Source organism: Isoptericola sp. S6320L, assembly GCF_023015685.1.
GTDB lineage: Bacteria > Actinomycetota > Actinomycetes > Actinomycetales > Cellulomonadaceae > Isoptericola > Isoptericola halotolerans_A.
The window spans coordinates 1-13,753 of record NZ_JALKAT010000038.1 but is presented as its reverse complement, the minus strand read 5'-3'; the positions used below and the strand labels follow the sequence as shown (position 1 = coordinate 13,753).

The window sequence follows — 13,753 nt, the reverse complement described above, 5'->3', positions numbered from 1 at the left end:
ACGTGAGCGAGACGACCGTCGCCGACGCCGCCGGAGGGCGGCGTCCCGTCCGGCACCTGGACCCCGACCGGGTCCGCCGGAGCCCGGGCGCCTCCCGGGTCGACGCGACGACCTATGTCGCCGACCGGCTCATCGTCCGGGGAGACCTGCCTGACGCGCTCCGCGAGGCGGTAGCCCCCGCAGTGGAGCGACTGACGGCCGGCGGCGAACGTGCCGTGGCCGTTCTCGACCCCTGGCCCGTGGACGCGACGGAAGAGCCGCAGACCTGGATCGACGGGGTGCGACGGATCGCCACGGAGATGGGCTACCGACTCACCTACGACGGCACCCTCGGAGACCTGGCGGTCGACGACGTCGACGACGAGACGTTCGGCTACGCCCTCCGGCTGGTCCCGGAGAGGGACGACGACCTCGAGGTCGACACGTGGCAGGTGCTCGAGCGGATCACCGCCGAGCTGAGGGACCTCGACGAGCGGGACGAGCTCGACGAGGGGGAGGAGCGGACGCCGCGCGTCGGGCTCGACCACGTCCTGCGGGCGCAGCGTGGCAGGACGACACCCCTGCCCTTCGTCCCGGTGGCACGCCCCCGGACGACGCCGCTGCCCGTCAGCGCCGTCGACGAGTACGGTCGCCCCGGCACGGGCGGTCTGACGCCGGTGCGCTACCTGGGTGGTCCGCCGCGTCGCGCCCTGGACGACGGACCCACACCGTGGGTCGCTGCCGACGGGACGCGACGCCCCGTCGTGGCCATCGTCGACACCGGCATCGGGTCGCACCCGTGGTTCGGCGAGTACGACCCGCAGGATCCTCAGGACAGCGCGGTGGTGGTGCGGACCGCCTCGCTCGACGGAGCTCCCGTGGGGACGTTCCCCGTACCGCGCTTCGATTCGGAGGACGCGGAGTTCGGTGGCCTCAGCGTCGACCCGCTGACGGGTCCGCTGGACCCGGTGGCGGGGCACGGGACGTTCATGGCCGGGATCGTGCACCAGGTCTGCCCGGACGCGGTACTCATGGCGGTCCGCGCATTCGGGGGCTCGGGCGAGGTCTCCGAGTGGCAGGTGCTGCACACCCTGTGGCGGGTGCTGCGCTATCACCGCCGGGGGGCCCAGGGCGACGACGGCTACCATCGCGTCGACGTCGTCGTGCTGGCCATGGGCTACTACCACGAGCAGCCCCTGGACTACGGGTACGACGGTCCGCTGCGCCGCGTGCTTCGGGCGCTGCGCCGCGCCGGCGTCGTCGTCGTGACCGCGTCCGGCAACGACGGGACGACGAGACCGATGTTCCCCGCCGCCTGGGCCCCGCGCCTCCACCGCGAGGGTGGTGCGGTGGCCCCGATCGACGACCGGCAGCTCTCGGCGGCGTACCCCCCGCTGATCGTGGCCGGGGCAACCAACCCGGACGGGACGACAGCGATCTTCAGCAACGACGGTCCTTGGGTCACGTGCGTCCGTCCGGGTGCCTCCGTGATGTCGACGATGCCGACGACGGTCGACGGTCCCGAGACCCCGGCGGCACGAGTGGCGGAACGGCTGCGCCCGGGGGTCCGGGCCACCGTGGACCCGGACGACTTCACCGGTGGGTACGCCACCTGGAGCGGGACGTCCTTCGCCGCGCCGTACCTCGCAGGCGAGGTGGCGGGAGCGCGGCTTGCCCACGGTGGTGCGGACACCGGGGTCCCCGCCGCGTGGGATGCTGTGACCAGCGCGACCACCCTGACGGGGCGTGGCGACGACGGCAGGTAGGGGGCAGGAATCGACCGGGCGGCGTACGACGAACGGCTCCGTGAGGCGCAGGAGCTCAACGCGGCGTCCCGCGTTCGGCCGGCGTCGCGGGCCTATCGCTCGTTGCTGCGTGACATCGCCCCACTCGATCCGGAGCGGCACGGCGTCTGGGTCGTCGAGCTGCGTGTGCGGGCGCTCGTGGGGGAGGCAGCCTGCGTCTACGCCCTGACCGGGTCGCTCGGGGACGCGCGGCGGCTGGTCGGTGAGGCACTGGCGGTCGCGACCGCCGCGGGGGAGCCGCGTCTCGAGGCGCTGGCCCACGGGCAGGAGGGCCTGCTGCACGTCAGGTCCGGGAATGCCGGCGCGGCACTGGACGCGTTCGACCGGGCGCTGCGTTCGGTCGAGCCGTCGAACCATCGTGATCTGGCGGTGCTCCACATCAACCGCGCGGCCGCTGCCCTGGAGATCGGCGACCTCGCGGCTGCCGTCCGGAGCAACGAGTCGGCGCTGGCCCACGCCCAGGCCGGTCAGTACGACCGGTACGCCGCCTTCGCGCAGCTCAACCTCGGACTCGCCCGCTACCGCGAGGGCGACTTTCCCGCGGCGCTGCGCGAGCTGGAGGCGGCCGCAGCGCGGCAACCGGGTGGTCCGGACGGCTGGTCCGAGGTGAGCAGGGCCCAGATCCTCCTCGACGCCGGCCTGGTGTCGGAGGCGGAGCAGGTCCTCGCCGACGCGGCGGACCTCTTCGTCACGGACGACCTGACGGGAGAACGCGCGGACGCGCTGTACGGCCGGGCCCAGTGCGCTCTGCTCCTTCGTCGGTTCGACGACGCGATGCGATGGGCGGCGCAGGCCGCGCGTGCGTTCACACGTGTCGGCAACAGCGTGTGGGCGCTCAGGGCGACGGTGGTCCGGCTCGAGGGCAGACTGGCGGACGACCGCGAGCGCGCCGGCCTGAGTCGCTCGACGCTGCGCCGGCGGGCTGAACGGGCGCTGAGGCTGGCCGACGACGGCGAGGCGCACGGTCCCGGGACGGGCCGAGACGTCGCCGTGGCCGCCCGTCTGCTGGCGGTGGAGTGGGCTCTGCTTGCCGGCGACGTCGCTCGCGCGGTGGAGATCGCACGCGCTGTGCCGCGCCGGCTGAGCTCTGACAGCCCTCTCCCGCTGCGCGTCCACCACCGGTCGGTGCTGGCCCAGGTGGCCTTCGCGCAGGGCGACCGGCGGGCCGGGTTGCGGGCGGTGCGCGGAGGCCACCAGATCCTGGCGGACCACCGGGCGCGGGTCGGTTCCGTCGACGCGGTGACGGCCGCCGCCGCGCACGGCGGAAGGCTCGCGCGGGTCGACGTCGAGGCGGCGATGGCCACGGGTCGCGCTTCCGCGGTGTTCGACGCCACCGAGCGTGGCCGTGCCGCCTTCGCCGGCGCGGCGCGGGTCAGACCGCCGAACGACCCGGGGCTCGCCGAGCTGCTGGTCCAGGCCCGGCGGGCCGGCGAGGACGCACGAGAGCTGGCCGCCGGCCCCGAGGCCGACGACCGCACTCGCTCCGCGCAGCGGGCGGCGGAGTCGTACCGCCTGCAGGAGCAGGCACGGCGCCGGTCGTGGCAGCTCTCGGGGTCCGCGGGAAGCCTGGTGCCCCGGCCGGCCACGGCTGCCGCGACCGTCGACCGCCTCCGCAGGGCGGGAACCGAGGAGGTCGTGGTCTCGTACCTGCTGACCGAGCGCATCACGGCGCTGCGTGCTGACGGCACGGGGGTGCGGTCCGTCAACCTGTGCCCGGCCGCTGAGCTCCTCGAGCTGGTCCGTCGAGTACGCGGGGACACCGAGGTGCTGGCCAACGGACTGATCCCGCCGCGGATGCGGGATGTGGCCGCTGCTTCCGCACGCCGGTCCCTCGCACGGATCGACGACCTGTTGCTCGCGCCGCTCGAGGTCTCCGGCGCGCTCTACGTCGCTGCCCGGGGCGATCTCCTCGGCGTCCCGTGGGCGGCGATGCCGTCACGGGCGGGCCGGGCGACGTCGGTGAACTCGTGGGTCGACCTGAGCAGCATCGGGCCGGCCTCGGCTCCGCCACGGGTGGTGGTCGTCGCCGGACCGGATCTCGCCGCCGCGGAGGAAGAGGCACGGCTCGTCGCCGACGTCTGGGACGATGCGCTGCTGCTCGCCGGTCCCGACGCCACGTGCGGCAGGACCGGGGCAGCGCTCGAGGGTGCCACGGTGGTGCACCTCGGCGCGCACGGCAGGCACGAGCCGGACAACCCGCTGTTCTCGGCCGTCCGGCTCGCGGACGGCTCTCTCTATGCTCACGAGCTCGACGGGACGGACCTCAGCGGCGCGGTCGTGGTGCTCTCCGCCTGCGAGGTCGGTCGCGCCTCCACCCGGGTCGGCGGTGAGCCGCTCGGCCTGACGAGCGTGCTCCTGCGGCTCGGGGCAAGGGCGGTGGTGGCCGCGGTGGCCCCGTTGCGCGACGACGTCGCCGTGCGCGTCATGCCCCGCCTGCACGCGTCGATCAGGGAGGGCCTCGAACCGGCTGCGGCACTCGCCCACGCGCTGGCGGACGAGGTCGAGCCCGTCCCGCTCGTGTGCTTCGGCCCGATGCCGCTGGTGAGCCCGTGACCGTCGTGAGCGGTCCCCTGGCATGCGAACGCCGCTGACCTGCGGCGACGACCATGACGAAGAAGCTCCGCCGTGCCGCCGTCGGGGCGAGCGCTGCCGCGGCGATGCCCATGACGGCGAGCCGCTGACGTGGTCGGCGGCGTGCGGCCGCTCCGGAGGCACACCGCCGCTGTGACGCGTGCCTCCCGCCTCGGGTGCCGCACCGCCGTCGTCGTCGTGTAAGGTTCTCGGGTAACCCAAGACCGCCGGTCGTCAGATGCTGCCCGGAGCCCCGCTCCGAACGGCTGAAGACCGAAGTCCCGCGAAGAGCGGGGGCCTGCGCAGGTGACACGACGACGATCCACAGTCCTGCTGTGAGCTCCGAGCCCCGTGCGCCTGCGCCGGGGCTCTTTCTCTTTCCCGGGGTGACCGGTGGCTCCACCACCGGAAGGATTGCCATGGCGAGGCCGGACAAGGCAGCCGCCGTCGCGGAGATCGCGGACAAGCTCCGTGAGACCAACGCGGCCGTGCTGACCGAGTACCGCGGGCTCACCGTCACGCAGCTCCAGGAGCTGCGGCGGTCGCTGCGCGGCAACGCAACCTACGCCGTGGTGAAGAACACGCTGACCACGATCGCGGCCAAGGAGGCGGGTGTCGAGGGTCTCGACGCCGACCTCAAGGGCCCCTCTGCGATCGCGTTCGTGACCGGGGACCCGGTCGAGGCCGCCAAGGGCCTGCGTGACTTCGCCAAGGCGAACCCTGCACTGGTCATCAAGGGCGGTGTCCTCGACGGGAACCCGCTGACCGCTGCGGAGATCACGAAGCTCGCGGACCTCGAGTCCCGCGAGGTTCTCCTGGCCAAGGTGGCTGGTGGGCTGAAGGCCACGCTGACGCGTGCTGCCTATGCCTTCTCGGCCAAGCCTGCCCAGGTCGCCCGAGTCATCGATGCCCTGCGTCAGAAGCAGGACTCGGAGGGCGTCGCCGCCTGACCTGGCGGACGCCCTGACACACAAACCCCTGCTTCTGGCGGGCCGTCCGGCCCGCGAAGCGCTGATTGAAAGGAACGCCACATCATGGCGAAGCTCAGCACCGACGAGCTCCTGTCCGCCTTCGAGGAGCTCACCCTCATCGAGCTCTCCGAGTTCGTGAAGGCCTTCGAGGAGAAGTTCGACGTCACCGCCGCCGCTCCGGTCGCCGTGGCTGCCGCGGGCGCCCCCGCCGGTGGCGGCGAGGCCGAGGCCGCCGAGGAGCAGACGGAGTTCGACGTCATCCTCGAGTCGGCCGGCGACAAGAAGATCCAGGTGATCAAGGAGGTGCGCGCGCTCACGTCCCTCGGCCTCAAGGAGGCCAAGGACCTGGTCGACGGCGCGCCGAAGCCGGTCGTCGAGGGCGTCGACAAGGACGCTGCGGAGAAGGCCAAGGAGGCGCTCGAGGGCGCCGGCGCCACCGTCACCCTCAAGTGAGCCTCGCGGCCTGAGCCGCACTCACGGGTGATGCCGCGACCCCGGTCGCGGTGAGTCTCCGGTCCGAAGGCCCGTTCCCCTCCGGGGGAGCGGGCCTTCGGCGTGCCCGCGTGGGGATCCTGTGAGGGACCGGGGGAGTGTGAGCAACGGCTCCGCCCGACGGCTGGCCACAGTGCCTAGAGGGCGGTAACGTCGGTGGGTACCGTTTCTTGGGCGGCATATGGCGGCCACCGAGACAACGTCCTCACAACCAGCGAAGCCGAGGGCGTCTGCTCGCGCGCCCACGCGGGTGGACAGGTTCCTCGGTTTCGGCTACGCTAGCGCTTTGCGCTCGCCTGTGCCCTGACGCCCCTCCCGCCGACGATGTCCCGCCTGCTGAGACCACCGTGGTCACCCCCGGATGGCTCGTGGAGCGGCACCTTCGCCCGCGGCTCGGCGCCCGTCGCAGCACGAGCGTACAGCGTGCCATCGAACTGCAGGGAAGGACCCCTCTTGGCTGCCTCGCGCACCCCTTCTGCTCCGTCCGCCGACGCCATCGCGAACCGCACCGCCTCCCGCCGCGTCTCCTTCGCCCGGATCCACGAGCCGCTCCAGGCGCCCGACCTCCTCGGGCTCCAGGTCGAGAGCTTCGACTGGCTCCTCGGCAACGAGGCCTGGCAGGCCCGGGTCGAGGCCGCGGTCGAGGCCGGTCGCCACGACGTCCCGGACGCCTCCGGTCTGGAGGAGATCTTCGAGGAGATCTCGCCGATCGAGGACTTCGGCCAGTCCATGTCCCTCTCGTTCTCCAACCACCGCTTCGAGCCCCCGAAGTACACGGTGGACGAGTGCAAGGAGAAGGACTTCACCTACGCGGCCCCGCTGTTCGTCACGGCCGAGTTCGTCAACTACACCACCGGCGAGATCAAGAGCCAGACGGTGTTCATGGGTGACTTCCCGCTCATGACCGACCGCGGCACGTTCGTCATCAACGGCACCGAGCGCGTCGTCGTCTCGCAGCTCGTGCGCTCCCCGGGCGTCTACTTCGAGCGCACCCCGGACAAGACGAGCGACAAGGACGTCTACTCCGCGAAGATCATCCCGTCGCGCGGTGCGTGGCTCGAGTTCGAGATCGACAAGCGCGACGCCGTCGGCGTGCGCGTCGACCGCAAGCGCAAGCAGCCGGTGACGGTGCTCCTCAAGGCGCTCGGTCTGACCGAGTCGGAGATCCGCGAGGAGTTCGCCGAGTTCCCGACGATCCTCGACACCCTGGAGAAGGACCACGTCCACACCCAGGACGAGGCCCTCGTCGACCTGTACCGCAAGATCCGTCCCGGTGAGCCGCCGACGGTCGAGGCCGGTCGCGCGCTCGTCGAGAACTTCTACTTCAACCCGAAGCGCTACGACCTGGCGAAGGTCGGCCGCTACAAGATGAACAAGAAGGTCGGCGTCTCGGCCGAGCTGAGCGAGAGCACGCTCTCGGTCACCGACGTCGTCGCGACGATCAAGTACCTCGCGGCGCTGCACGCGGACAAGGCGACCCTCGACGGCACCCGCGACGGCGAGCCCTACGAGGTCCGCGTCGAGACGGACGACATCGACCACTTCGGCAACCGCCGCATCCGCGCCGTGGGCGAGCTCATCCAGAACCAGGTCCGCACGGGTCTGTCCCGGATGGAGCGCGTCGTGCGCGAGCGCATGACGACGCAGGACGTCGAGGCGATCACGCCGCAGACCCTGATCAACATCCGCCCCGTGGTGGCGTCGATCCGCGAGTTCTTCGGCACCTCGCAGCTGTCGCAGTTCATGGACCAGAACAACCCGCTCGCGGGCCTGACGCACAAGCGTCGTCTGTCCGCGCTCGGCCCGGGTGGTCTCTCCCGCGACCGTGCCGGCATGGAGGTCCGTGACGTCCACCCGTCGCACTACGGCCGCATGTGCCCGATCGAGACCCCCGAGGGTCCGAACATCGGTCTGATCGGCTCGCTCGCGTCGTTCGGCCGCATCAACCCGTTCGGGTTCATCGAGACGCCGTACCGCAAGGTCGTGGCGGGCAAGGTCACGGACGAGGTCGTCTACCTGACGGCCGACGACGAGGACCGCCACGTCATCGCCCAGGCGAACACCACGCTGAACGAGGACGGCTCCTTCGCGCTCGACCGCGTCCTGGTCCGCACCAAGGGCGGCGAGACGGACGACATCCTGGCCGCCGACGTCGACTACATGGACGTCTCGCCGCGCCAGATGGTCTCGGTCGCGACCGCGCTGATCCCGTTCCTCGAGCACGACGACGCCAACCGTGCGCTCATGGGCGCCAACATGCAGCGCCAGGCCGTGCCGCTGGTGCGCTCGGAGGCTCCGCTGGTCGGTACCGGCATGGAGCGCCGTGCCGCCGTCGACGCCGGTGACGTCATCGTCGCCTCGAAGCCCGGCGTGGTCTCGCAGGTCTCCGCCGACCTCATCACGGTCCAGAACGACGACGGGACCACCACCACGTACCGCGCGGCGAAGTTCCGCCGCTCGAACCAGGGCACGAGCTACAACCAGCGGGTGCTCATCGATGCCGGCCAGCGGGTCGAGGTGGGCTCCGTGCTCGCCGACGGCCCCGCGACCGACGAGGGCGACCTCGCGCTCGGCCGCAACCTGCTCGTGGCGTTCATGTCCTGGGAGGGTCACAACTACGAGGACGCGATCATCCTGTCGCAGCGCCTCGTGGAGGACGACGTCCTGTCCTCGATCCACATCGAGGAGCACGAGGTCGACGCCCGCGACACCAAGCTCGGGCCCGAGGAGATCACGCGGGACATCCCGAACGTCTCCGAGGACGTCCTGGCGGACCTCGACGAGCGTGGCATCATCCGCATCGGTGCCGAGGTCGGCGCCGGCGACGTGCTGGTCGGCAAGGTCACCCCCAAGGGTGAGACCGAGCTGACCCCGGAGGAGCGCCTGCTGCGCGCGATCTTCGGCGAGAAGGCCCGCGAGGTCCGCGACACCTCCCTCAAGGTGCCCCACGGCGAGTCCGGCACGGTGATCGGCGTGCGCGAGTTCAACCGGGAGGACGGCGACGAGCTGCCCGCCGGTGTGAACCAGCTGGTGCGCGTCTACATCGCGAACCGACGCAAGATCACCGTCGGCGACAAGCTCGCCGGCCGCCACGGCAACAAGGGCGTCATCTCGAAGATCCTGCCGCAGGAGGACATGCCCTTCCTGCCCGACGGCACGCCCGTGGACATCGTGCTCAACCCGCTCGGTGTGCCCGGCCGCATGAACGTCGGTCAGGTGCTCGAGACCCACCTGGGCTGGGTCGCCAGCCGAGGCTGGGACGTCGAGCTCGCCGAGGGCGACGACCTGCAGTGGCGCGAGAAGCTCCCGGAGCACGCCAAGCGCTCCGAGCCGGGCACCCCGGTGGCGACGCCGGTGTTCGACGGCCTGGAGGAGGACGCCCTGCGCGGCCTCATCTCGACGACGCTGCCGAACCGTGACGGTGACCGCATGGTCGGTCTCGACGGCAAGGCGGCGCTGTTCGACGGCCGCTCCGGCGAGCCGTTCCCGGACCCGGTCGCGGTGGGCTACATGTACATCCTCAAGCTCCACCACCTCGTCGACGACAAGATCCACGCGCGCTCGACCGGCCCGTACTCGATGATCACGCAGCAGCCGCTGGGTGGTAAGGCGCAGTTCGGTGGTCAGCGCTTCGGCGAGATGGAGGTGTGGGCCCTCGAGGCGTACGGCGCGGCCTACACGCTGCAGGAGCTGCTCACCATCAAGTCCGACGACATCCCGGGCCGCGTCAAGGTCTACGAGGCGATCGTCAAGGGCGAGAACATCCCCGACTCGGGCATCCCGGAGTCCTTCAAGGTCCTCCTCAAGGAGATGCAGTCGCTCTGCCTGAACGTCGAGGTGCTCTCGAGCGACGGCATGCAGATCGAGATGAAGGAGTCCGACGACGAGGTGTACCGCGCCGCGGAGGAGCTCGGTATCGACCTCTCCCGCCGGCCCAACTCCGCCACCACGGTCGACGAGATCTGATCCAGCGACCAGCTGAACTACGGAACATCCGAAAAGCTTTGAGGAAGTAGGACATCTTGCTCGACGTCAACGTCTTCGACGAGCTGCGTATCGGCCTGGCCAGGGCCGACGACATCCGTGCCTGGTCGCACGGCGAGGTGAAGAAGCCCGAGACCATCAACTACCGCACCCTCAAGCCGGAGAAGGACGGGCTCTTCTGCGAGAAGATCTTCGGCCCCACCCGGGACTGGGAGTGCTACTGCGGCAAGTACAAGCGGGTGCGCTTCAAGGGCATCATCTGCGAGCGCTGCGGTGTCGAGGTCACGCGGTCCAAGGTGCGCCGTGAGCGCATGGGTCACATCGAGCTCGCCGCCCCCGTCACGCACATCTGGTTCTTCAAGGGTGTGCCCTCCCGCCTGGGCTACCTGCTCGACCTGGCGCCGAAGGACCTGGAGAAGGTCATCTACTTCGCGGCCTACATGATCACGTGGGTCGACGACGAGGCGCGCCAGGAAGACCTCCCGAACCTCCAGAACGAGATCGACCTGGAGAAGAAGGAGATCACCGACCGCCGCGACAACGACATCAACACCCGTGCCCAGAAGCTCGAGGCCGACCTGGCCGAGCTCGAGGCCGAGGGTGCCAAGGCCGACGCGCGCCGCAAGGTGCGCGACTCCGCCGAGCGCGAGATGGCGCAGCTCCGCAAGCGCTCGGACGCGGAGCTCGACCGCCTGGAGCAGGTCTGGGACCGGTTCAAGAACCTCAAGGTCGCGGACCTCGAGGGTGACGAGATGCTGTACCGGCAGCTCGTCGACCGCTACGGCACCTACTTCGAGGGCTCGATGGGCGCCGCGGCGATCCAGAAGCGTCTCGAGAGCTTCGACCTGGAGGCCGAGGCCGAGACGCTGCGCGAGATCATCCGCAGCGGCAAGGGGCAGCGCAAGACCCGGGCGCTCAAGCGCCTCAAGGTCGTCAACGCGTTCCTGACGACGACGAACTCGCCGTCGGCCATGGTGCTGGACGCCGTGCCGGTCATCCCGCCGGACCTGCGCCCGATGGTGCAGCTCGACGGTGGCCGCTTCGCGACGTCGGACCTCAACGACCTGTACCGCCGCGTCATCAACCGGAACAACCGCCTCAAGCGGCTGCTCGACCTCGGTGCGCCCGAGATCATCGTCAACAACGAGAAGCGGATGCTGCAGGAGGCCGTCGACTCGCTGTTCGACAACGGCCGCCGCGGCCGCCCGGTCACGGGTCCCGGCAACCGTCCGCTGAAGTCGATCTCCGACATGCTCAAGGGCAAGCAGGGCCGGTTCCGCCAGAACCTGCTCGGCAAGCGCGTCGACTACTCGGGCCGTTCGGTCATCGTGGTCGGCCCGCAGCTCAAGCTGCACCAGTGCGGCCTGCCGAAGCAGATGGCGCTCGAGCTGTTCAAGCCGTTCGTGATGAAGCGGCTCGTGGAGCTCAACCACGCGCAGAACATCAAGTCGGCCAAGCGCATGGTCGAGCGGACGCGTTCCGTGGTGTGGGACGTGCTCGAGGAGGTCATCACCGAGCACCCCGTGCTGCTGAACCGTGCGCCCACCCTGCACCGTCTGGGTATCCAGGCGTTCGAGCCGCAGCTCGTCGAGGGCAAGGCCATCCACCTGCACCCGCTCGTCTGCGGCGCGTTCAACGCCGACTTCGACGGTGACCAGATGGCCGTCCACCTGCCGCTGAGCGCGGAGGCGCAGGCCGAGGCCCGCATCCTCATGCTCTCGAGCAACAACATCCTCAAGCCGTCGGACGGCCGCCCGGTGACCATGCCCTCCCAGGACATGATCATCGGTCTGCACCACCTGACGGCGGACCGTCCGGGCGCCAAGGGCGAGGGCCGGGTGTTCTCCTCGCAGGCCGAGGCGATCATGGCCTTCGACCGTGGCGAGCTCGACATCAACGCGTCGATCAAGCTCCGGATGTCGGACCTGGTGGCGCCGACGCGCGGCTTCGAGGCCCCCGAGGGCTGGGAGCCGGGGCAGACGCTCCTGTTCACGACCACGCTCGGCCGGACGCTCTTCAACGAGGCGCTGCCCGTCGACTACCCGTTCCAGAACGAGATCGTCGGCAAGAAGGAGCTCTCGACGATCGTCAACGACCTGGCGGAGCGCTACCCCAAGGTCGACGTCGCGACGTCGCTGGACGCGCTCAAGGACGCCGGCTACCGGTGGGCGACCCGCTCGGGCGTGACGATCTCGATCACCGACGTCGCGATGCCGGTCGAGAAGAACGAGATCCTCGACGAGCACGAGGCGCGTGCGCTCAAGGTCCAGGGCCAGTACGAGAAGGGCCTGATCACGGACGACGAGCGCCGTCAGGAGCTCATCGAGATCTGGACCCAGGCGACCGACAAGATCGCCGCGGTCATGCGGACGCACCTCGAGAACGACGAGCGGAACACGCTGTACCGCATGGTCTCCTCGGGCGCCCGTGGTAACTGGATGCAGGTCCGTCAGATCGCCGGTATGCGCGGTCTCGTGGCGAACCCGAAGGGCGAGATCATCCCGCGCCCGATCAAGTCCAACTACCGCGAGGGCCTGTCCGTCCTCGAGTACTTCATCGCCTCCCACGGTGCCCGCAAGGGCCTCGCGGACACGGCGCTGCGGACGGCGGACTCCGGCTACCTGACGCGTCGTCTCGTCGACGTCTCGCAGGACGTCATCATCCGCGAGGAGGACTGCGGCACCGAGCGCGGTCTGCCGCTGCCGGTGGCCGAGCGGATCGGCGACCAGCTGGTGCCGGACGCTCGCGTGGAGACCTCGATCTACTCGCGCACGTTCGCCACGGACGTCGTGGCGGAGGACGGCACGGTCATCGCCGAGGCCGGCTCCGACGCGGGCGACATCATCATCGACAAGGTGATCGCCGCCGGCATCGAGGAGGTCCGGGTCCGCTCGGTCCTGACCTGCGAGTCGCGCGTCGGCACCTGCGCCAAGTGCTACGGCCGCTCCCTGGCCACGGGCAAGCTCGTGGACATCGGCGAGGCCGTCGGCATCATCGCGGCGCAGTCGATCGGTGAGCCGGGCACGCAGCTGACGATGCGTACCTTCCACACCGGTGGTGTCGCCTCCGCGGAGGACATCACGCAGGGTCTGCCCCGTGTGACCGAGCTCTTCGAGGCCCGTACCCCGAAGGGTGAGGCGCCCATCGCGGAGTACACCGGTCGTGTCACGATCGAGGACACGGAGCGCACGCGTCACCTCGTGCTCACGCCGGACGACGGCGGCGAGGAGATCCGCTACCCCGTCACCAAGCGTGCGCGCCTGCTGATCGCCGACGGCGACCACGTCGCCGTCGGTACCCAGCTGGTGCAGGGTGCGGTGGACCCGAAGAAGGTCCTGCGCATCCTCGGCCCGCGTGCCGCCCAGAAGCAGCTCGTCGACGCGGTGCAGGACACGTACCGGTCGCAGGGTGTGGACATCCACGACAAGCACATCGAGGTCATCGTGCGGCAGATGCTGCGTCGCGTGACCGTGCTGGACGCCGGGGACGCCGCGCTGCTGCCGGGTGAGCTCGCCGAGCGCACCCGCTTCGAGGACGCGAACCGCAAGGCCGTGGCGGAGGGTGGCCAGCCGGCTGCCGGCCGTCCGGAGCTGATGGGCATCACGAAGGCCTCGCTCGCGACCGACTCGTGGCTCTCGGCCGCCTCCTTCCAGGAGACGACCCGGGTGCTCACCGAGGCGGCGATGAGCGGCCGTCGGGACCCGCTGCTGGGCCTCAAGGAGAACGTCATCATCGGTAAGCTCATCCCGGCCGGTACGGGGCTGCCCCGCTACCGGAACATCGAGGTCGAGCCGACCGAGCAGGCCAAGGCGGAGCTCTACCCGAGCTTCGGCTACGACGAGATCGACTTCCCGACGCTCGGCATGGGCTCGGGCGAGGCGATCCCGCTGGAGGACCTGGACTTCGGCGACTTCCGCTGATTCCTGTACGGCGCGGGGAGACCCGCCGTCG

At 70.5% G+C, this 13,753-nt stretch carries 6 protein-coding genes; all 6 read left to right on the top strand.

The window, feature by feature from the left end; all coding sequences use genetic code 11:
• Positions 1 to 2 precede the first annotated feature (2 nt).
• Complete coding sequence (locus MWU57_RS15815) at positions 3 to 1,745, top strand: S8 family serine peptidase (protein ID WP_246910470.1); 1,743 nt, start codon at positions 3 to 5, stop codon at positions 1,743 to 1,745.
• A 102-nt stretch (positions 1,746 to 1,847) separates the two neighbouring features.
• Positions 1,848 to 4,337, top strand: coding sequence for a CHAT domain-containing protein (locus MWU57_RS15810; RefSeq protein ID WP_246910468.1), 2,490 nt, complete (start codon positions 1,848 to 1,850; stop codon positions 4,335 to 4,337).
• Between the two features lie 437 nt (positions 4,338 to 4,774).
• Positions 4,775 to 5,305: a 50S ribosomal protein L10 gene (gene rplJ, locus MWU57_RS15805; RefSeq protein ID WP_106267332.1), complete on the top strand. Its 531-nt coding sequence runs from the start codon at positions 4,775 to 4,777 to the stop codon at positions 5,303 to 5,305.
• An 84-nt stretch (positions 5,306 to 5,389) separates the two neighbouring features.
• Positions 5,390 to 5,779: a 50S ribosomal protein L7/L12 gene (rplL, locus tag MWU57_RS15800; protein ID WP_106267330.1), complete on the top strand. Its 390-nt coding sequence runs from the start codon at positions 5,390 to 5,392 to the stop codon at positions 5,777 to 5,779.
• A 492-nt stretch (positions 5,780 to 6,271) separates the two neighbouring features.
• The gene (gene rpoB / locus MWU57_RS15795) at positions 6,272 to 9,784 is read left to right on the top strand and encodes a DNA-directed RNA polymerase subunit beta (protein WP_106267328.1); all 3,513 of its coding nucleotides are present in this window, start codon (positions 6,272 to 6,274) and stop codon (positions 9,782 to 9,784) included.
• Between the two features lie 56 nt (positions 9,785 to 9,840).
• A complete protein-coding gene (locus tag MWU57_RS15790; protein ID WP_106267326.1) occupies positions 9,841 to 13,722 on the top strand; it encodes a DNA-directed RNA polymerase subunit beta' in 3,882 nt (1,293 codons plus the stop codon).
• Positions 13,723 to 13,753: the final 31 nt, after the last annotated feature.

Bases quoted from the DNA above. Each gene is read 5' to 3' on its own strand.
- rplL (WP_106267330.1), top strand. From the start codon at position 5,390: ATGGCGAAGCTCAGCACCGACGAGCTCCTGTCCGCCTTCGAGGAGCTC.
- rplJ (WP_106267332.1), top strand. From the start codon at position 4,775: ATGGCGAGGCCGGACAAGGCAGCCGCCGTCGCGGAGATCGCGGACAAG.